Annotated in this window: 17 protein-coding genes; 12 read left to right on the forward strand and 5 right to left on the reverse strand. The window is 37.1% G+C overall.

Features of this window, described 5'->3' with window-relative positions:
* Nucleotides 1–130: 130 nt before the first annotated feature.
* On the forward strand, nucleotides 131–1,933 hold the full coding sequence (gene glmS, locus R4Z10_RS00965; protein WP_338471381.1) for a glutamine--fructose-6-phosphate transaminase (isomerizing): 1,803 nt from the start codon (nucleotides 131–133) through the stop codon (nucleotides 1,931–1,933).
* Nucleotides 1,934–2,296: 363 nt separating this feature from the next.
* Here the strand turns inward: glmS and R4Z10_RS00970 are convergent, their stop codons facing one another.
* Nucleotides 2,297–2,698, reverse strand: coding sequence for a DMT family transporter (locus R4Z10_RS00970; protein WP_338471382.1), 402 nt, complete (start codon nucleotides 2,696–2,698; stop codon nucleotides 2,297–2,299).
* Nucleotides 2,699–3,518: 820 nt separating this feature from the next.
* On the opposite strand from R4Z10_RS00970, the gene acsA reads away from it, so the two are divergent.
* Both acsA and R4Z10_RS00980 read left to right on the forward strand, forming a co-directional pair.
* Entirely contained in the window at nucleotides 3,519–5,222 is a 1,704-nt protein-coding gene (gene acsA, locus R4Z10_RS00975) for an acetate--CoA ligase (protein WP_338471383.1), read from the forward strand.
* A gap of 608 nt (nucleotides 5,223–5,830) precedes the next feature.
* Nucleotides 5,831–7,174, forward strand: coding sequence for an LLM class flavin-dependent oxidoreductase (locus tag R4Z10_RS00980; RefSeq protein ID WP_338473132.1), 1,344 nt, complete (start codon nucleotides 5,831–5,833; stop codon nucleotides 7,172–7,174).
* A gap of 484 nt (nucleotides 7,175–7,658) precedes the next feature.
* Here R4Z10_RS00980 and R4Z10_RS00985 read toward each other — a convergent pair whose 3' ends face one another.
* Complete coding sequence (locus tag R4Z10_RS00985) at nucleotides 7,659–8,339, reverse strand: DUF421 domain-containing protein (RefSeq protein ID WP_338471384.1); 681 nt, start codon at nucleotides 8,337–8,339, stop codon at nucleotides 7,659–7,661.
* 536 nt (nucleotides 8,340–8,875) lie between these two features.
* Here R4Z10_RS00985 and R4Z10_RS00990 point away from each other — a divergent pair.
* The gene (locus tag R4Z10_RS00990; protein ID WP_338471385.1) at nucleotides 8,876–9,286 is read left to right on the forward strand and encodes a carboxymuconolactone decarboxylase family protein; all 411 of its coding nucleotides are present in this window, start codon (nucleotides 8,876–8,878) and stop codon (nucleotides 9,284–9,286) included.
* 435 nt (nucleotides 9,287–9,721) lie between these two features.
* Here R4Z10_RS00990 and R4Z10_RS00995 read toward each other — a convergent pair whose 3' ends face one another.
* Nucleotides 9,722–10,027 carry a monooxygenase gene (locus R4Z10_RS00995; RefSeq protein ID WP_338471386.1) on the reverse strand — a complete coding sequence of 102 codons (306 nt, stop codon included), beginning with the start codon at nucleotides 10,025–10,027 and terminating at the stop codon, nucleotides 9,722–9,724.
* 17 nt (nucleotides 10,028–10,044) lie between these two features.
* Entirely contained in the window at nucleotides 10,045–10,971 is a 927-nt protein-coding gene (locus R4Z10_RS01000; RefSeq protein WP_338471387.1) for a DsbA family protein, read from the reverse strand.
* A gap of 257 nt (nucleotides 10,972–11,228) precedes the next feature.
* On the opposite strand from R4Z10_RS01000, the gene R4Z10_RS01005 reads away from it, so the two are divergent.
* A complete protein-coding gene (locus R4Z10_RS01005; protein ID WP_338471388.1) occupies nucleotides 11,229–11,810 on the forward strand; it encodes a TetR/AcrR family transcriptional regulator in 582 nt (193 codons plus the stop codon).
* A 542-nt stretch (nucleotides 11,811–12,352) separates the two neighbouring features.
* Here the strand turns inward: R4Z10_RS01005 and R4Z10_RS01010 are convergent.
* Complete coding sequence (locus R4Z10_RS01010) at nucleotides 12,353–12,895, reverse strand: hypothetical protein (RefSeq protein ID WP_338471389.1); 543 nt, start codon at nucleotides 12,893–12,895, stop codon at nucleotides 12,353–12,355.
* A 465-nt stretch (nucleotides 12,896–13,360) separates the two neighbouring features.
* Between R4Z10_RS01010 and selA the strand changes: the two genes are divergently transcribed.
* The 7 genes from selA (at nucleotide 13,361) to grdB (ending at nucleotide 20,688) form a co-directional block, all read left to right on the forward strand.
* The gene (selA, locus tag R4Z10_RS01015) at nucleotides 13,361–14,770 is read left to right on the forward strand and encodes an L-seryl-tRNA(Sec) selenium transferase (RefSeq protein WP_338471390.1); all 1,410 of its coding nucleotides are present in this window, start codon (nucleotides 13,361–13,363) and stop codon (nucleotides 14,768–14,770) included.
* A gap of 578 nt (nucleotides 14,771–15,348) precedes the next feature.
* Nucleotides 15,349–15,741 carry a GrdX family protein gene (locus tag R4Z10_RS01020; RefSeq protein WP_338471391.1) on the forward strand — a complete coding sequence of 131 codons (393 nt, stop codon included), beginning with the start codon at nucleotides 15,349–15,351 and terminating at the stop codon, nucleotides 15,739–15,741.
* Between the two features lie 413 nt (nucleotides 15,742–16,154).
* A complete protein-coding gene (trxB, locus tag R4Z10_RS01025) occupies nucleotides 16,155–17,096 on the forward strand; it encodes a thioredoxin-disulfide reductase (RefSeq protein WP_338471392.1) in 942 nt (313 codons plus the stop codon).
* A 40-nt stretch (nucleotides 17,097–17,136) separates the two neighbouring features.
* Nucleotides 17,137–17,463 (forward strand): thioredoxin family protein, encoded by a 327-nt coding sequence (locus R4Z10_RS01030; RefSeq protein WP_338471393.1) that lies wholly within the window; start codon nucleotides 17,137–17,139, stop codon nucleotides 17,461–17,463.
* Nucleotides 17,464–17,555: 92 nt separating this feature from the next.
* Nucleotides 17,556–18,842 carry a glycine/sarcosine/betaine reductase component B subunit gene (locus tag R4Z10_RS01035; protein ID WP_338471394.1) on the forward strand — a complete coding sequence of 429 codons (1,287 nt, stop codon included), beginning with the start codon at nucleotides 17,556–17,558 and terminating at the stop codon, nucleotides 18,840–18,842.
* Between the two features lie 37 nt (nucleotides 18,843–18,879).
* Nucleotides 18,880–19,356, forward strand: a complete 477-nt coding sequence (gene grdA / locus R4Z10_RS01040) for a glycine/sarcosine/betaine reductase complex selenoprotein A (RefSeq protein WP_338471395.1) — start codon at nucleotides 18,880–18,882, stop codon at nucleotides 19,354–19,356.
* A 24-nt stretch (nucleotides 19,357–19,380) separates the two neighbouring features.
* On the forward strand, nucleotides 19,381–20,688 hold the full coding sequence (gene grdB, locus R4Z10_RS01045; RefSeq protein WP_338471396.1) for a glycine reductase complex selenoprotein B: 1,308 nt from the start codon (nucleotides 19,381–19,383) through the stop codon (nucleotides 20,686–20,688).
* Nucleotides 20,689–20,736: the final 48 nt, after the last annotated feature.

A 20,736-nucleotide genomic window follows, 5' to 3' on the forward strand; every position in this document is an offset into this window, starting at 1 on the left:
GATTGTCCTCAAATCCCCTAATATTAGGCCTGTCAATTATACTTGTATCGACCGATCGTTACTTTTTTGCCAGCCTTAGTAAATAAGGGTATAAAGCCTTCTTGTCCCCGCTATAGGGAGGAAAAGAAGTATGTGTGGTATTGTTGGTTATATTGGAAATCAAGATGCGAAAGAAGTGTTATTAAAAGGTCTAGAAAAGCTTGAATATCGAGGCTATGATTCATCTGGTATTGCTATCATGAGCGAGAACGGTATCCATGTTTTTAAAGAAAAAGGCCGGATTGCGGATTTAAGAGCTACTGTTGATAATGACCTCTTCGCGGCAACAGGAATTGGTCACACACGCTGGGCAACCCACGGAGTGCCAAGTCAATCCAATGCCCATCCACACCAAAGTGTATCAGGCCGTTTTACACTTGTTCATAATGGTGTAATTGAAAACGATGAATTATTGAAACAGGAGTATTTAATGGATATCGCTTTAAAAAGTGATACAGATACAGAGGTCGTTGTTCAGTTCATTGAGGTAAATGTGAACAAAGGACTTTCGTTTGAAGACGCCTTTATTAAAACACTTAAAGAATTAAAAGGATCTTATGCGATTGCATTACTAGATGAACAAAACCCAGATGTCATTTATGTGGCGAAGAATAAAAGTCCATTATTAGTCGGGTTGGGCAAAGGATTTAATGTAGTTGCAAGTGATGCAATGGCTATGCTCCAAGTGACGGACCAATTTGTAGAACTCATGGATCAGGAAATTGTGATTGTGAAAAAAGAAGATGTAACCATTAAAAACCTTCAAGGTGAAGTCATTGAACGTGCTCCATATACAGCGCAATTAGATGCAAGTGATATTGAAAAAGGAACTTATCCACATTTTATGTTAAAGGAAATCGATGAACAGCCACTTGTGATTCGCAAGATTATCCAAGAGTACCAAAATGCGACAGGTCAACTTACAATTGATCCAGAAATCATCGAAGCGGTATCTGAAGCGGATCGCATCTATGTGATCGCAGCAGGTACTTCATATCATGCAGGCCTTGTTGGTAAACAATTTATCGAAAAACTAGCGAAGGTACCCGTGGAAGTTCATATTTCCAGTGAGTTTGGCTATAACATGCCATTATTATCAGCTAACCCACTGTTTATTTTTATTTCACAAAGTGGGGAAACAGCTGACAGTCGTGCTGTTTTAGTGCAAGTGAAAAAGCTAGGTCATATAGCCTTAACGATTACGAATGTACCTGGATCCACTCTATCAAGGGAAGCAGATTTTACATTATTGCTACATGCAGGGCCAGAAATCGCCGTGGCCTCTACAAAGGCTTATACAGCACAATTGGCCGTTTTAGCGATCCTTGCAGAGGTAACTGCTAAAAATAATGGTAAAGAAATTGGATTGGATCTTGTCCGAGAATTAGGGATTGCAGCCAATGCGATCGAAGTCCTCTGTGATTCAAAAGAAGAGATTGAAAAAGTGGCCTATGAATACGTGCAAATGACTCGTAATGCTTTCTTTATCGGCCGTGGCATTGACTACTATGTCTGCCTAGAAGGGGCCTTAAAGCTTAAAGAAATTTCCTATATTCAAGCAGAAGGGTTTGCTGGTGGAGAATTAAAACATGGTACTATCGCGCTAATTGAAGAGGGTACACCAGTTATAGCCTTAGCAACACAAGAAAGTGTGAATTTAATTATCCGTGGAAACGTCAAAGAGGTTGTCGCACGTGGAGCAAACCCATTAATTATTTCAATGAAGGGTCTAGAAATGACTGACGATCGTTTGGTTATTCCAGAAGTACATGAATTATTAACTCCCCTTATCTCAGTAGTACCATTACAATTATTTGCTTATTATGCTGCGTTACACCGTGACTGCGACGTTGATAAACCAAGAAACTTGGCTAAATCAGTTACGGTAGAATAATAATTTGGATGGAGATGTATATGTGTCTAAAAATAATAATACCGCTACTTAAACAATAATACCGTTCCCTAAACGAGTGAAAATTGGAGGGCTTCCTCCTGTTTTCCTCGTTTTTTTGTGTTCAAAAGCAGAGAAAAAGGCAGGAGAAAGAGCATGAAAAAACCCCTCATTCTAATCCCTGCACCCTGTCTTTCAGAGAACCACTTATTTGCCTACAGAAATAGGAAAAATCGGAGAAAGACAGGAGTGGCAAGGGTTTTGGAGAAGGGGGAGGAAACGGTCAGGGAAGAACCGAATATGACAACTACAATCGGACTTACCACTTCTTTAGTGACAGGAATATCTAAAAATAACTATATTTTATTAGCTTTTAACCTTTTTCGTTGATACGTTGATAGTAGTACTCCTCCCACTATAAATAGCGATCCAAGAATCTTTGGATAGCAGTATCAACCCCATTATCATTGCTGCAAAAGGTTCAAAATTAGATAATATTGAAGCCTTTGAAGCATCAACATGTCTAATGTTGTTATTCCAAATCAGTGTAGCGATACCATGTACAACAACGGCAATTCCGATCAGAAACGTCCAATCAGACAACTCAGTGCTTATTCGTAACGGAGTGTCCAGTAGAAAGACAAAAGGGATTGACACAATAAAGCCTACTATATTCGAATATAGAGTAATTGTAAGTGGATCTATCCTTTGAGAGAGAAGCCTCGTCATAATAATCATAATGGCGAAGGTAATTATCGTTATTACCATCCACAATAAACCTTTATCAATATGAAAAGAAGAGGGCTTGCCTGTTGCAACAACAAAGTAAATACCTATGATTGCTATAATAGAGCCCGTCAGCGTACGAATTGTTATTTTCTTTTAAAAAAATAGCTGCTAAAAAGCCAGTTAAAATAGGGGTAGTTGCTAAGATTAATGCAGATGTTGTTGGATCAGCTGTTTACAATCCTACGAAAAAAGACCATTGGTTTATAAATACACCAATAACCCCTAAAAATAAAACCTCCAGTAAATCTGATTTTTTCACACGTTTAAGTGTTTCTTCAATAAGGATAATCCAATAAAGAAAATTACAATAAACAATAGTCTGAGCATGGTTAGCAAAGTATATCCTTTCAACATATTACCTTTCTTTTCTATAACAAAAAATACAACTAACCTAGTTTAACGTAGTAAGTGTCATATACAAATCGGACGTCATTCACTCACTTTTTTATAAGCAAAACATATTTTTTATGGCTGATTTAAAATGGATTATTCTAGGGAGGGAAAAATCGATATAGCTTAAAGCTATAGTAAGGGATAGATTTTAAGTGTTACCCTATGATAATTTTCTAATGCTATACTTACTTTAATTTAATTATTAAATAATTTATAAGTATTCGAATATAAAGTCTATTAAATATAACTAACTAGGAGGACAAAGCTCTTTACTTCTGTACCCAGCTTTCATCCTAGGTGGGCAGTCCGGACATTACAAGCTGAAATGAAAATTGATGAATGAAACCACGATTTCGTTTCTGACAGCGAAAAAAGTGGAAATACTGAAAAAGGCGGTTGATTAAACATGACTAATGATGAGGTAATATATCCATACAAAGGAAATTATAATATAACAGCTGATCATTCATTAAGAGAGGATTTCACATGGGAAAAAGTTGAATCGAATTTTAGTTGGTATGTCACTGGAAAAGTGAATATGGCCTATGAATGTGTAGATCGCCATGTAGTGGAAGGATTTGGGGAGAAAGTTGCACTACATTATTTTGGGGAAAATGAAGAGTATACATTAACTTATCGCGAATTAAAGGAGAAATCTGATCTCTGGGCTACTGTTTTAAAAAAGCAAGGGGTGAAAAAAGGGGACTTCGTCTTTATTTTTTTACCAAAGCATCCCGATTGTCATATCGCAATGCTTGCCGCAATTAAACTTGGTGCCGTTGTCGGACCGCTATTTGAAGCATTTATGGAAGACGCAGTGAAAGAGCGGATTGCTGATTGTGAGGGTACTTATTTAATTGCTTCACCGGAATTGGTGAAACGGGTGCCGCGTGCGGAATTACCGTCACTGAAAACGGTTTTGATAACAGCAGAACCAGAACAATGTAATGGTGATGAGATTTCGTTATATGCGGAAGCACGAGCTATTGAAGTTGAAGAAGACATCATCGAGTGGGTGGATTTAGAACATGCGCTTAATATTCATTATACGAGTGGTTCGACAGGTCGCCCGAAAGGAATTATCCATGCGCATCGAGCAATGATCCAACAATACATTACAGGCAGATGGGTATTAGATTTGAAAGAAGAGGATGTGTATTGGTGCACCGCCCATCCTGGTTGGGTAACAGGAACGGTATACGGTGTTTTCGCCCCACTACTTAACCGGGCAACCATTATAATTCACGGTGGTAGATTTAATGCCGATGAATGGTATTCTGTTTTGGAGAAATCTGGAGTCACAGTTTGGTATAGTGCGCCGACGGCCTTTAGAATGTTGATGGCGGAAGGGGATGGAAAGGCAGAGACTTATGATTTATCAAAGATCCGCCATGTGTTAAGCGTAGGAGAGCCGTTAAATCCGGAAGTGATCCGTTGGGGGATCAAAACGTTGTCCAATCGTATCCATGATACGTGGTGGATGACGGAAACAGGGGCTCAACTCATTGTCAATCTGCCATCCGAGAAGATTATCCCAGGTTCGATGGGAAGACCATTTCCAGGAATTGAAGCGGCGATTCTAGGAGAAGATGGCGAAAGGCTAGCACCTGGTAAAGTTGGACATTTAGCTTTGAAAGCAAATTGGCCTGCCATGATGCGAGAAGTGTGGAAAGACCCTGCTAAGTATTCGACGTACTTCCTGTTTGAGGGTTGGTATGTGTCTGGTGATTTAGCGACAATCGATGATAACGGCTATATCTTCTTCCAAGGCCGGAGCGATGATATGATCAATTCTTCAGGTGAACGAATCGGTCCGTTTGAAGTGGAGAGTAAATTACTCGAACATCCTGCTGTTGCAGAAGTGGGTGTCATTGGAAAGCCGGACACACTGAGAGGGGAAATCGTGAAGGCATTTATCGTCTTAAAGAACGACTATGAAGCAAGTGATGCGTTACTGCAAAAGCTCCGCCAATTTGTGCGAAGTGGACTTGCAGCTCATGCGGCGCCAAGAGAAATTGAGTTTCTTGAGGAGTTGCCCAAGACGCCGATTAGCGGAAAAATTCTTCGACGTGAATTAAAGGCAAGGGAACTTCAAAAAGTCGGTGTTTAATCTCCCTAATTGGGACAGATGAGTCCGAAGATTTCTTGATAGAGTGAGAGAAAAAAGAGCTAGATATAGGAAATTTAAATGGACGTTCGAAAGTTTGGAAAATACAATTAGCAACAAAGACCAAAATGTGGGATGGCAAATTAGGCCATGGAATGAAGAGAGGATAGGGGAAAGAGATAGTTTCATGAAGAAATAAAGAGTGCGAAGGACTTGCTAGAACTCAATATCATTTGCTTAAGCGAAATTGAAAAAAGAGTGTTCTATATATCCATTACTTGAACCGATTTGGACGGGAGTAGTAAGTAAATTTACGCAATATTATGACATATATATAAATCATCTACACCGATATCGTGATGCAGCTATGCTTCTGACTCAACTTAAGATAGTTTAGGAACTTTCATTGCGCATCTGTATTGCAAAATCATTCATAGATGGCAGAAGAAGAGTGGGATTTGAAAAGGCAGCGTGAACGGATTGATCTGGTTTGAAAAATGGAGCCGCTTTTGTCCGTCCAGAAGTTCAAGTAACGGAAGAGTTCAAAGAAGTTTAAGATCGCTGATAATCAGGAGAGACAACTGGGGGGAAATTTCATGACAAAGAAAAGAATGTACTTAAATGCGTTTGAAATGAATTGTGCAGGGTTTCAATCCCATGCATTGTGGAGACATCCGGAGGACAATACGCCGGGGTATAAATCCATCGATTATTGGATCCATCTTGCGAAACTCTTGGAAAAAGGACGTTTCGATGCCGTATTCCTTGCGGATGTGCTCGGCGTTTATGATGTGTATCAAGGGTCAAGGGATCCTGCAATTGTGAATGGTGTCCAAGTGCCAGCAAACGATCCAGCTTTTGTTATACCTGTCATGGCGTCTGTTACAAAACATCTCGGTTTTGGACTGACGGCCTCCACAACACACGAGCATCCTTATACGTTCGCAAGAAAAATGTCGACGTTGGATCATTTAACGAATGGGAGAATTGGTTGGAATGTCGTCACATCTTACTTGAATAGCGCAGCGAAAAATATCGGATTGGCGCAGCAAACAAGCCATGACGAGCGCTATGCAAGAGCTGAAGAATATATGGAAGTTGTCTATAAATTATGGGAAACAAGCTGGGAAGAAGATGCCGTTGTTGTGAATAAGGAAAAAGGCATTTACACAGACCCTTCCAAAGTTCACGATATAGATCATGATGGAAAATACTTCAGCGTGCCGGGCAACCACTTATGTGAGCCATCACCGCAACGGACCCCAGTCATTTTCCAAGCGGGCGCCTCTTCTAAGGGACGAAAATTCGCTGCGAATCATGCGGAGCTTGTTTTTATTTCATCTACTTCAGCGGAGAAAACGAAAAATATAGTTGCTGCTTTCCGACAAGAGATCGTGCAATCCGGACGACCTGCGGATGATGTCAAAGTGATTGCAGCCATTACACCGATTACCGCGCCGACCACAGAAGAAGCGCAAGCGAAATATGAATATTACAAGCGATACATCAGCCGTGATGGAGCATTCGCGCTCGTTGGAGGATGGACGGGTGTCGATTTGTCAAAAGTGGATCCGGATGAAAAAGTTGAATACATTGAAAACGATGCAATGCGCTCCATTTTAAAAGGCTTTGCAGGCATGACGCCGAATGAAATTGCAGACGAAGTTGCATTGGGCGGTTTGGGTCCAGTCATTGTCGGTGATCCTTATCAAATTGCCGATGAGTTGGAATACTGGATGGACTATGCGGATGTCGATGGGTTTAACATCGTCTATTCCATCACACCTGGGTCCTTTGAAGATTTTGTGGAATTAGTCGTTCCCGTCTTACAGGAACGTGGGTTGGTTCGCAAGGAATATGAAGAAGGCACCTTCCGCAAAAAACTATTTGGCAATGACCAATTGACTAAAAGCCATCCCGCAAAACAAGTCGGCCGCGCAATTGTTACATCATAAAAATAGAAAAGCCAACCGCTCATAATGAGTGGTTGGCTATTTTACACGGATATATTTGGGATGGGAAAAGCGCTATCCATCAACAAAAGTCTAGTTGGGAATAGTCGGATTAGTTTCCATCCGTATGACTTATTTCAATTGCAAAAGCTCTGACTGACACATTTATTTTGGTCTCCATTTTTATTTTATAACAAATAATAAGTCTTCAGCTGATTTCCTCAATTTTGGCTAACATCCCATAATCGAAGTAATGGGAAAAGAGATTTTTAATGTATTCTTAAATCATTTAGTTTCCTGCTATGGATTTATGATTAAACCTAAAATTTGACGGCAAATAAATAAGTGCTCCGAAAACAACTATGAATAAATTACGATTATTTTCTGTATTATTGTTTGTGTTTGCTGGTTGAGGTAGTAACGCAAAATCCGCATCTTTCAAGGATACTGATGAATAGAAACAAGAGTTTTCTCGCTCTCTTTATTTCTATTTTTCATTGTATTTTTGGATATTGAATCCTTCTCTTTCTGTCCACTCGACAAAATACAACTCCTCGATAGGTCCATATCCTTCTTTCTTTAAATTTTTTCTTAGCCAATCCTCATCCTTCCCGATCATACGAAGACCTTTTTCTTCTATTTCTCCTTCATCTACCAATAATACAGAAGGTGTCTCAGGGTCAACCTTCACTTTTAGCTGTTGGGGTGTCACTGGCTCGAATTCTGGATATCTCATTACGCTAATATCTCCGCTTGTTTCTAAAAAAGCAAATTGTACTTCTTTAAATGAAAAAATTCCTTGCTGACGAAGTAGGGTACGTAACTGTTCGAGCTCAAGCTTTGATTTTTCAATAGCTTTTATATCTAGCTCGCCATCTTTAATGATTGGATATGGATTTCCCATAACTAACACACGGATGCCTTCAAACTTCCGCATGATCCATTCAAATAAAAGGATAGCAAGCGCCCAAATGCCAAGGGCAAAAATAAGATGGCCAATCGTTACTTTATCATCATAAACAGATTCTTCTAAAATACCGCCAAGGATAAGAAGGTAAATAAAATCAAGCGGTGTTATCTGGGCCATTTCTTTTTTTCCCAAAGTACGTACGATCACCATAAGAGCAATTAAGCCGATGATAAGTTTGAGGGCAATTAATCCATACATAAGTAGACCTCCTAACAAATATCTACTAGCTTAATTCCCCTCTTTTAATACCCATAAACCTTATCAAATTTCTAAACTATCAGATATATAATCAAACATTAAGTTCCCGCATATAGCTTTCTCTTAGATGATACTGTTACTTTCTTCTTCCAATGCCAAAAAGTTGGGTTTTTGAATGGAATATGAATTGGGAAGAGCAGCACAAAGCTATGATATTTATGTGGGATTAGTTCCGCTGAAAAAAACATTCGAATTCTAGGGTGAGACAATAATGATCCAGTCTATTTCTGTTGTTCAATTCATTAAATCCCTTGCAGCTTCTTAGAACTGGAGATAAATAACTTAGTATATTAGAAGTATGAAGTCGAACATTACTCATTTTCCATGTTATATGCTAGTATATTAGGAGGAAAAATAGGATTGACCCATGTAAATGTTTTGTTGAATGCTGATAATCAATATCATTTACCGACACTTTAAGAAATTCCATTAGTGTGATAAATGGGTTGAATAATTGAAACTAGGAGGATATGAAAATGGCAAAAGATCGTTATCAAAAAGGGATAGAGAAGATAAAGGAGCTTACATCATCAGGTGATGAAAATCCAACTGGCTTTATGGACATTGGAGAAGGATTTAAAGATATAGCACCTGATTTAAGTAAATATGTTGTTGAGTTTGCTTTTGGGGATATTTATTCACGTCCCGGATTGGATAATAAGCAAAAAGTTATGACCACCATTACGGCCCTGGTAGCTCAAGGAAAACCTCAGATTGAGATGCATATTAAAACTGGACTTAGCGTTGGTTTAAAACCAGAGGAAATTGTAGGATGTATTATTCACCTTATCCCCTACACAGGATTCCCAAGTGTACTTAATGCTTTAAAAGTTGCTCAAAAGGTGTTTGCAGAACTAGGTGTATCAGTTACAACGTCTGATAATTAATAAGTTCTTAATTAAGAAGTGAAGATAAGTTAGGGAAAACAAATAGTTGTTCACAAGATTCTTCAATTAAAAAATGGTTCTAATCACATGGATTTTTCCTGGTGATCGGAGCCATTTTTAATTTTTGTTTTGAAAATCATCCTTACCTCTATTGGATTGATTCAAGAACCTATGTACTGTCATCTTTTTCTGATGAAAAGTCTGTCTAATGTACAGAACAGAAAGTATTATATTCAATTTGTCATTGTATTTATAATGTAAATATACTTAAGAAAAGTATAGGGTAGTGATAATTAGTATGATCAGCTTAATAAAAGCTTTTGAAGATTTTATACAGAATAAAAAAATAAGGATATGCATTCTTAAATAACCCAGAAGTAGCAGTATAAGCTACTCCTGGGTTATTACTTTAAAATAAACTTTTAAAGAACGTGTTTACTTTACCGGCCCTTTTGTGATCTCAGTAAGTTTAGGATTAACGGCAAAGATCTTTGTGTTAATATCTTTTATTCCAAAACCACCTAATCGTTTTGAATGCATCTCGATATATTTTTCAGCAGCTTCCTTTGTCTCGAAAACATAAATTCCGCCAACTTCATTTGTTTCAGGGCTTTCTGTCCAGATTTTCCATATGAAGCCATCCTCTTCATTGATACTTTTCGCTAAGTCGGAAAAAGCGGCGGCCATTTCATCTCCGAATGGTCCGTTCATTTCAAAATCAACTTGTAATACATAAGCCATAATAAATTCTCCTTTATTTAATTAGTTGTTGTAATATAAAGCTCGCCTAAAACTTCCTTCACTTGATAACGATCAGGAGATAGTTCTTTTTCAAGAAAAGAGCGGACCTCTGATTGTTCGATATCATACATGACCTCGATTTCTTTTGAAAATAAAAGCCTTTCCTTTTCGAGCAAGCTAGAAAGGGCTGGTTGTTGTTTTGGTTGCGGTTTTTCCGCATTTAGAACTTGTTTTAACCCGTCAACATAGTATTGGAGTGGGCGCCCGCCAACTATTTTTACTCCTTTGTTTTCTTCATTCATCATGATAATCGTAGGGAACCCTCTGGCCCCTAAGTTTCTAACTAAGGTAAAATCCTCATGTAATAGTTGTTGCCCGATCGGTTGTTGGGCTTCCTTAACAATAGCTTCTCCATTAAGGTCCATCTCATTTACAGTTTCAATTAGCACAGATGAATCAGAAATATTTTGATTAAAGGCGAAAAGCGCCTCTCTTACACGTCGTAAATATTGGAATGCTATCTCATCATTATGATTTTTTTGAATCACCTTAAATACACGAGAGGGTGGATAAGAGGATTGAACCGGGTTATCGATCATTAATGACCCATCAATAGGCATCCTTGAATATTCACCCACTTCTCTCCAGTGACCTGCAACGTCGGCTGGTTTATAAATACCATTTGCAGGGTCAATGGGTCCGTCATGCCATTTTTCCAGCAATCCACCCATAACCGTCTGAACGTTAAAATAATCTCCATACTGCTCTATAAAACGGCGAAGAACAGGTTCAATGGCCCAACAGTGAGAACAGATGGGATCCGTTACATAATAAAGCGTAATTGATTTTTTCGGTTGATTAAAATCAAGGATCTCCATTTCCTCTTCACCAGCTACTCCGCATACACCTGTTTCTAAATCACAAATCATATTGTTATTCTTCATTAAAATCCCCTCCTCAGTAAAATTTCCTTGGATAACAGCGAAAATGAAGTGAACTCTCGCAAATTGCTTCTATCCCTATCCCACATTGGATAAATGAAACTTTCTTAATTAATTAACGACTTTTTTCAAAAGCTCAATATTTGCTTCCCAATTAAAGTTTAGGTCATAATTAAAATTAATTACACCAATAGTTCTGTTGATTTGTTGTTTATACAACACATTTAGGAAAATGTCTAAAAAGTAGGAGTGATAGCTGAATGACACAATCAAAGAGTGATCCGCGGGTTATACGCACACGCAAATTAATTATGGATGCTTTCATTGAATTATCAGGGCAAAAGGAATTTAAGGACATTACGGTTAAAGATATCACAACAGAGGCAATGATTAACCGTGCCACATTCTATTATCACTTTGAGGATATTTATGACTTGTTAGAAAAAGTATTATCTGAAGTATTGTTAGTCAATTTAAATTACAATATTTACGAGAATGATGACTTAAATGAAGAAGCCTTTGTTCGTATTTTTAAAGCTGTCACAAATTTTCAAAAGTCATTGTCTACTCGTTGCCATAGGGGGTATGAGGATACAATTGCTCGTATTATTAGGGAACAGCTTGAAATCATCTTTTATAAAATGCTGTTAAAACAAAATAAAACAGAAGAGGATCAAACGTTAAAAGTTACCGCTGTCATATTAAGTTGGGGAATTTACGGGGCATCAGTAGAATGGAGAAGAAATAGTAAGATCCCGCCAGAGGAATTTATTAAATCAGTAGTTCCGTATATCATTTCTGGGGTTGATCAAGGTAAAAAAATAGGTTGTAAAGGAATTTAAGGATATTTAACTGGGCAATCTATGCAGGGCAGGGAATTTAAATGAAGATCAGATAGGAAAATTAATTATTGATTATCTAAAAGTGCGGTGTTTTCACTCTATGATTAGGGGCATTAGACTCTCTGCAATTACATTAAATAAAAAAAGCATCTAACCCTGTATAGGTTATATGCCCGATCTAAAGTGTTTGGAATAACTAAATTTCTTGCGGTTATAAAGGACAATCCGCATGTCGTAAAGACATTTATATATTGATGTGTCCAAGAATAGTAGTATATCATTAGTTTTTTTATGGTTATTGAGAAGTATCAATTGCAATCGTGGCTGTTAATCGCCTTTGATTCACTACCTCTCTTACTTCTAAGCATATCCTTTAAGGTAGGGGGTTTACCTAATTGATCAGTTTTACGTCTTTTCTCAATTTTGTACCTTCCACATTGCATTTTTAAGCATTCACCTTTTACATTAGGGTCTTTTTTTCGGAACATTTCTAAGCAGTAACATTCTTCACTAGTTTCCACAGCTTCTCTACCCACTTAAAATTATTTTTTTAATAATTCTTCAAGTTTTTCTTTTATAAAATCTTTTATTTGTTTTCCACCGATTGTTGCACTTTCTTCATCTTCAAATGAAGGCAGCACTCTAAAGAAGTTTATGATAAGCATGTTTCCCTTTATTAAGTATTCGTCCATATGAAGTGGTGAGAATCTGACTTCAAGTTCTTCGTACTTTGAACTTCCTTCAGCATCTTTTATCACTTCAACCATATCATCGATATTTAGCTTTTTAAGCGGCTTTACCATCGTATCCGTATGGCTTAAATCTTCCATCATCCACATGTTATTATTCCAAAAGCGAGCTTCTTTTTTTGTCTTTTGTGATAGTATTTCTCTATTCGTAATTGCACTTAAGACTTTGCGAACGGATTCAGCATTAAATTCATCATCATATGAAGTTGTTAATCCTCGCATGGATGCTATTTCGTGAAGATATGATTCAGCAACTTTTTCCCTATCATTTGTAGCTTGCCAAAAATATAGCATCGATTCAATTTCTTCAAGATTTACTCTAATTCTTTGAATCATTTTTAACCCCTCCGGAAAACTTTTATTATCAATCATTAAAGAATTTGTAATCATAATAAACTATTTTACAGAAATTTAAATGATCCTACTATTACATTTATCACTAGAATTCTAAATGTTGTCAAAATCATCATTTTAAATATATTTTCTAAGCTTATGATATCTTCTATTTTTACCTTGTTGAAGGAGGGATTGTTAAACAGCCTGTCATCCAAAAAACTTATTAATTGCTGGTAAGATATTTAGCAAAGCGAGAGAGACTTATATCACTTTTTTAGAAGACTATTTATGATATCGTTAGTATAAATTCATCACTATCCAAAGTGGAAGCGGGTGAGTAGTAAGTCTAGTAAATTTAATTAAAGGAAACTGGATTGGAAATTAAAGTGGATAACCGTATACATCAGACTAAAATGTGGAAAATGATATAATAAATGATTAATGATCTTATTTGGAGGGAACGTTATGAGACAATTATTGAAATATTTGCCTCCCATTCATGAATTACAGAAACATGAAAAGTTTTCTATGTTAATAGATCAATATGGTATTGATCATACAAACATGACGGCTATTTTGACAAATGAATTAAATGATATAAGACAAATGCTTTTACAAAATCAATGGTCTGGAATAGAACCTGGAAGTGAATTATTTATTACTGATATTTTTAATCGATCGGAAAAGGTCATTCAACAGCAATTTCAGTACACATTAAAAAATGTAATTAATGCGACTGGAACGATTTTACATACAAATTTAGGAAGAGCACGTTTAAGTGAACAGACGGTAGAGCATGTGGCAAAAGTTGCCTCTCAATACTCCAATTTAGAATATAAATTAGAAGAAGGGGAGCGTGGCTCTAGACATAGTCATGTGGAAGAACTAATTAAAAGGATTACCGGTGCAGAGGCGGCGATGGTCGTTAATAATAATGCTGCAGCAGTGTATTTCATCCTTCGTACGTTTGCATTAGACAAAGAGGTCATCGTTTCAAGAGGACAGTTAGTAGAAATAGGTGGCTCCTTTCGAATTTCATCTATTATGGAAGAAAGCGGAGCGAAACTTATTGAAGTAGGTACTACTAATAAAACACATCTTTATGATTATGAACGTGCGATAAATGAAGAAACACGAATGATTTTAAAAGTCCACACGAGTAATTTTAAAGTATTTGGATTTACTGAATCTGTTGAAACGGAAGAACTAGTAGACCTAACAAACCAACATGACGAGGTAATTTTTTATGAAGATTTAGGCAGTGGGGTTTTATATGATTTTCGTCAGCATGGGATTGGTGAAGAACCTGTTGTTGGTGAAGTTCTTCAGATGGGTGCCGATCTAGTTTCTTTTAGTGGCGATAAACTTTTAGGAGGGCCTCAGGCAGGAATCATTGCTGGTAACAAAGATCTAATTGATAAACTAAAAAAACACCAGCTAGCCCGTGTTTTAAGAGTAGATAAAATGACTCTTGCTGCCTTAGAAGGAACATTAATGCATTATCTAAAAGGAAAAGATGAACTTAAGAAGGTTCCGGTTATTGGGGACTTGTTAAAAGGTAAAGAAGAATTGAAACTACGCTCAGAGAGATTTAAGGACAAGTTAAATAAGGTCTGTGACTCTTATGAGGTAAACATAATGGAGGGAACAAGTCAGGTTGGAGGCGGGACAATGCCTGAAGTATTATTACCTTCATTTGTAGTTGTATTGAAGCATAATGTTAGGTCCGCGGAAAATTTGGCAAAGACTTTAAGAGTGGACTGTACTCCTGGCATCATTGTAAGGATCCAAAAGAATGAGATTCTATTGGATTTAAGAACCGTGAATATCGATGAAGAAGAAGTAATTATTGAGGCTTTAGCGTCTATAAAATAAAGCTTTGTTTATAATGATTAAGATTTTATGCAAAATATTTACTAGAATCAATGGGGAAGTGCTTGCCATGGTGCTTCCTAAGAATTTCCCCTAAAACCATGGTCTTCCGATGGCACATGTTTAAAATTGATATTTTAATATAATAATAGTGTAAATGTTATAAACAGAATGCTTCTTTTTTGATTCTCTATTATGGAAATAAGGTTACCTTCAGATTTTCTTTATTATTTGAGCATATATTTTGATGACAATCAAATTATTTGATATTCTAAATGATTATATTTCAACGGAAACCGTTGACAGTTTATTTTGTGAACTATATAATAAAGGCATAAATAGTTATATTAATATACTATTAAATTAGAAGGTGAAAGATTCTTCCTTCTAGATGGCCAGAAGAAAATTTTTTTCTAATCAATGAAAGCGCTTTTAATACTGTGCGATTTTTTATGAAATAAGGACCTGTTCTTATAAATATAGGCAGGAATTATTTTTGTGAAAAGTCATAAGGATTTTTTATCCTCGTAGCCTAATGAATTACGTGAGTATGGCCTTTACAAACATAAGGGGTGTATAAAATGAGGGAAAAAGCAATTGTAATAACGAATAATGTACTTTCGAAAGAAGGTTTTGAAAAAACATCTGATGTAATATTTGTAGATGGTTCCTTAATGGATGTCATGAAAACAGCGAGAGATTTTGTCCACAAAGGCCATAAACTCTTAACGCATCCTCTTATGGGTAGTATTAAACCAAATGAAACACCCTATAAGACTATAGCTATATCCTTTAAAGCTGAAAATGGGGTTAATCTAGATTCCTTGAGTTTAATGGAAAACAGCATTGAAACCTCAGAAAAACTAATAGATAATAGACCTCCAAGAAACTGGTCAAAAGAAATTATTAACAGGGTTTATGAAGATTATAGAGTAATAGATTTTGATTTAATTCATAATGCCTTCAATATTTAAGACTGCTTTAATATGTTAAGCGGTTAACTAAGTGAAACTCCATTCTCATTGATTTTATGAGAGGAGAATAAGCTGTTCATTTACCATAAAGTTTTAATTGTGTAAACACTATCGGTGTTAATTAAAATAAATTATGAATCATTTGTGAAAATGTGAGCAAAATTGAGGAAAAAATGATAGAATCAAACTATATAAATTAAGTAGTCCTGCGTTAGTATGGTAAGGGGGTTCCTTCTCTTTATCATAAAGAACTAACAATGTAAACGCTATCACCTGTAACTAAAATAAAATATGTATTATTTGTGAAATAGCGAACAATCGGGAGAAAATAATGATAGAATCAATTTGTAAAAAGTTAGCAAATTAAGAGTCACTTTCTATGTTCAAACTTAACTATACGAGGTGGTAATGAAATGGTAAAGATTTACGACATAGTAATTATAGGTGGAGGCCCTGCAGGACTTTCAGCAGGACTATATGGCTCAAGAGCAAAATTAGATGTTCTTGTAATTGAAAAGGCAAAATTTGGTGGACAAACGACAACAACTGCTGAATTAGAAAATTACCCAGGATCTATTCCTGACTGTACAGGTCCAGCTCTTTCGAAAAGAATGCATGAACAAGCAGAAGAGTTTGGAACAGAGTTTGTTAAAGATGAAGTCGTTTCTGTCGATTTCTCAGGAGATATAAAATTTATTAACGGTAAAGATGCTCAATATCAAGGAAGATCTGTCATCATCACAACAGGCGCAGAACCAAGACTTGCTGGTTTTGGAGAAGAAATGGAATTCAGAGCAAGAGGTGTTTCATATTGTGCAACATGTGACGCTGACTTCTTTGAAGGATTAGATGTAGCTGTTATTGGTGGCGGTGACTCAGCTATTGATGAAGCAATTTATCTAACGAAGTTCGCTGAAACAGTAACAGTTATTCATAGAAGAGATGCTTTAAGAGCTGCCAAGTCACTTCAAGAAAGAGCATTTAACAATCCAAAGATTAAATTCATTTGGGACACCGTTCCAGTAACCGCTTACGGTGATGAAATCCTTGAAGGTCTTGAAGTTAAGAATGTTAAAACTGGAGAGCTTTCAAAACTAGAAGTAAATGGTGTATTCGTATTCGTTGGACTTGATCCAATAACAGAGGCTTTCAAAGGACAAGTAGAACTTGATGAAAGCGGTTATATTCCAACTGATGTAGAGATGAAAACGAATGTACCGGGAGTTTTTGCAGCAGGAGACGTAAGGGTAACGCCTTTAAGACAAGTTATTACAGCGGCTGCAGATGGAGCAATTTCTGCAATATCCGCTGAAAAATATATCACTGAAAAAGAAGCAAATTTAGTTCAAGCATAACAAGTATAGTAAAAAAATTCCATAATCAGGAGGTAACATAATGTTAGAGTTAAACAAAGAAAATTTCGAAGCAGAAGTTACTAATTACACTGAAAAGCCTGTATTCGTTGACTACTGGGGTGACAAGTGTACAACTTGTATAGAAATGATGCCAGATGTTCATAAATTGCAAGAAACTTATGGAGATAAAATTAAGTTTACTAGTTTAAATACAACTGGAAATAGAAGACTTGCAATTTCTCAAAAAGTACTTGGACTACCAACAATGATTATGTATGTAAATGGAGAAAAGGCTGAGGTTCTAACTCCAGATAAAATTTCCTCAGTAGCTGATGTTGAAGAAATGATTAAGAAATTCTACGAGTAATTTATCAACAACTTATGGTTATAACGGCATTGCCTTATATTAAGTTGTAACGGCATTGCCTTTATATAAATACACCCTGGGAGGTGAAGGCTTTGCGCCTTGAATTAGGAAATATTTTTATTAAGGATGTACAATTTGGAGCCGAAACTAAGGTAGAAAACGGTGTCCTTTATGTAAACAAGCAAGAACTTCTAAATGAAGTTGGTGGGGACGAACACCTAGCTTCGATTGATGTTGATATCGTTCATCCTGGAGATGAAGTTAGAATCATCCCTGTTAAAGATGTGATTGAACCGAGAGTTAAAGTTGAAGGCAAGGGTGGAGTATTCCCTGGATTTATTTCAAACGTTGAGCAAGTAGGATCAGGGAGAACTCATGTATTAAAGGGATCTGCTGTTGTGACAACTGGTAAGATTGTTGGTTTCCAAGAAGGAATCGTAGACATGTCAGGAGAGGGAGCAAAATATACTCCATTCTCAAAGACTCATAATGTGGTTATGATCTGCGAACCTGCTGAAGGAGTTCGTCAACACGAACATGAAGAAGCAGTAAGAATGGTTGGATTCAAGACAGCTGCTTACCTTGGAAAGGCTGGAGCAAACGTTGAACCAGACGAAGTAAAGTCTTACGAAACAAAACCGTTACTTCAGCAAGTTAATGAATATCCAGATCTACCAAAGGTCATTTATGTATATATGCTTCAAACTCAAGGTCTTCTTCACGACACATATGTATATGGTGTAGATGCTAAGAAGATTATACCAACTTTTATTTACCCAACTGAAGCATTTGATGGAGCGATCGTTAGTGGAAACTGCGTTTCCGCTTGTGATAAGAACCCATCATATGTTCATATGAACCATCCAATTATAACGGATCTATACGAAAAACATGGTAAGGACTATAACTTCCTTGGAGTTGTCATTACTAATGAAAACGTATACCTTGCTGATAAAGAAAGATCATCAAATATGACAGCTAAGCTTGTTGAGTTCCTTGGAGCAGATGCAGTTATCATTTCAGAAGAAGGATTTGGTAATCCAGATGCTGACCTTGTCATGAACTGTAACAAGATTACTGACAAAGGAATCAAGACAGTTCTTTTAACAGATGAGTATGCTGGAAGAGATGGAGCATCTCAATCACTTGCTGACTCAACTCCAAAAGCTGATGCAATAGTTACTGGAGGAAATGCAAACGAAATCATTGTACTTCCAGCAATGAAGAAGATTATTGGACACCCAGAAGTTGTCGATATGCTTTCTGGTGGATACGACGGATCATTAAGAGAAGACGGTTCAATAGAAGCTGAAATCCAAGTTATCACTGGTGCTACAAGTGAGGTTGGTTTCCACAATCTAACCGCTAAATCATTCTAATCATATATAAATAATAGAAATTTAGGAGGCTTTTATAATGACGATATTAAAGGGTAAACATGTTATCGCTATTGGAGATAGAGATGGAATTCCAGGACCAGCTATCGAGGATTGTGTTAAAAGTGCAGGAGGACAAATTGCATTTGCTTCAACAGAATGTTTCGTTTGAACAGCTGCAGGTGCAATGGATCTGGAGATCCAACAAAGAGTTATTGATACAGTTGAAAAATTGGGTGCAGAAAATGTAGTTGTTGTACTTGGTGGAGCAGAGGCGGAAGCATCAGGACTTTCAGCAGAAACTGTAACAGCAGGTGACCCAACTTATGCAGGACCGTTAGCAAATGTTGAGCTCGGCCTTAAAGTGTACCATGTCATTGAAGATGATCTTAAGGCTGAATTTGATGAGGCTGTTTATGAGGAACAATGTGGAATGATGGAAATGGTTCTTGAGGTAGATGCCATAAAAGAAGAAGTAGGAAACATCAGAAAAGAATATACAAAGTTTAACGACTAGTCCACCAGGAGGAGGAAAGAACCAATGTTACGTGTCGTACATTATATAAATCAGTTCTTCGGCCAAATTGGTGGTGAAGAAATGGCTCACATTGCTCCTGAGAAGAGAGAAGGTCTTGTTGGACCAGGAGCAGCATTAAATAAAGGTTTCAAAGGTGAAGCAGAAATCGTTGGAACCATCATTTGTGGTGACTCATACTTTGCAGAAAACCAAGAATCAGCCGAACAAGAAATACTTGATATGGTTAAATCGTTTAACCCAGACATTTTTATTGCTGGACCTGCATTTAATGCAGGAAGATATGGAACAGCTTGCGGTGCTGTTGGTAAATTGGTGAAGGAACACCTTAACATTCCAGTCGTTTCAGGTATGTACATTGAAAATCCTGGTGCTGACATGTTCAAAAAGGAAATTTATATCGTTTCTACAAAGAACAATGCAGCTGGTATTAGAGATGCAGCTCCAAAGATGGCTTCTCTCGCTTTAAAGCTTGCTAAAGGTGAAGAAGTAGGAGCACCAGAAGTAGAAGGATACATCGAAAGAGGTATTAGAAAGAACTACTTTGCAACTGAAAGAGGATCAAAGAGAGCTGTAGACCTTCTTGTTAAGAAGATAAAGGGCGAAGAGTTCGTAACAGAATTCAAAATGCCTGACTTCGATAGAGTAGACCCAGCAGCACCAGTTGTTGATATTACAAAGGCTAAAATTGCGATCGTTACATCAGGCGGGATCGTTCCAAAGGGTAACCCTGATCATATCGAAGCTTCTAACGCGCAAAAATTCGGTGAATATGATATCGAGGGCTTAATGGATCTTACTGGTGAAACCCACCAAACAGCTCACGGTGGTCATGACCCAGTATACGCGAACGAAGACCCAGATAGGGTCATTCCTGTTGACGTATTAAGAGATATGGAGAAGGAAGGAAAGATCGGAAGTCTTCATAGATATTTTTACTCAACTACTGGTAACGGTACAGCTGTTCTTAGCTCTAAGAAGTATGGTCAAGAAATTGCTAAGAGATTAATCGCTGACGGAGTTCAAGCTGTTATTATGACTTCGACCTGAGGAACTTGTACAAGATGCGGTGCATCTATGTTAAAAGAAATCGAAAGAGCAGGACTTCCTATCGTTCACATGTGTACAATCGTTCCTATTTCAATGACAGTTGGAGCAAACAGAATTGTTCCTACAATAGCTATTCCACATCCGCTTGGAAACCCTAGTCTTTCACCGGAAGATGAAAAGGCATTAAGAAGAAAAATGACTGAAACAGCTCTTAAGGCTCTTCAAACTCCAGTAGAAGAACAAACTGTATTCGAAGTACAATAAATAGTTTAACCCAACAAAGAAGGGGGTGGAAAACTCCACCCCCTTTAA

Origin of the sequence: Niallia sp. XMNu-256, assembly GCF_036670015.1 — a bacterium.
GTDB lineage: Bacteria > Bacillota > Bacilli > Bacillales > Cytobacillaceae > Bacillus_BD.